The organism is Acinetobacter sp. A1 (assembly GCF_012371315.1).
GTDB lineage: Bacteria > Pseudomonadota > Gammaproteobacteria > Pseudomonadales > Moraxellaceae > Acinetobacter.
Window position 1 is genome coordinate 1 of record NZ_JAAZQY010000087.1, and the last position, 617, is coordinate 617.

Genomic DNA, 617 nt, shown 5'->3' on the forward strand with positions numbered 1-617 from the left:
TGTCCCGTCCTGAAATAAGTTTACACCTTAAGAGACTTATTTTATGGAACATAAACGAGAACAACGAGTTAAACGTACACAACGTGACTATAGCTTTGCCTTTAAAATGATGGTGGTACATGAAGTAGAAAAAGGGCAAATTACTTATAAGCAAGCTCAGGCAAAATATGGTATTCAAGGAAGATCAACTGTGCTGGTATGGTTACGCAAGCACGGACAACAGGACTGGACTTCGAATATGCCGACTTCTTCTAAACGCCAATTGACACCCCAACAACGAATCCGCCAATTAGAAAAACAGTTAGCCGCAGAAAAGCTCAAAACTGAATTTATACAGGATGTGATTTATCACATTGATAAAGAGTGTGGGACTGATCTTGGAAAAAAGTATACCGAGCACGTTTCAAAGATTGGCAAAGCCAAAGAAGACTAAGCGTTTCACGTTATTGTCAGTGGTTAGGAATCACTCGACAAGCTTATTATCAAGCAGAAAAACGTGCTCAAATGACTGCACAAGCAACTGAACAAATACTTGAGTTGGTTATGGAATATCGCTGTCTCATGCCAAGTATCGGAACACGTAAGCTGTATTGGCTTATTAAAGGCAAATTGTTGCA

At 39.5% G+C, this 617-nt stretch carries 1 pseudogene; it reads left to right on the forward strand.

Going from position 1 to position 617, the window contains the following annotated elements:
• Nucleotides 1-43: 43 nt before the first annotated feature.
• Nucleotides 44-617, forward strand: a pseudogene (locus HHA41_RS13035) (transposase); the annotation flags it as partial.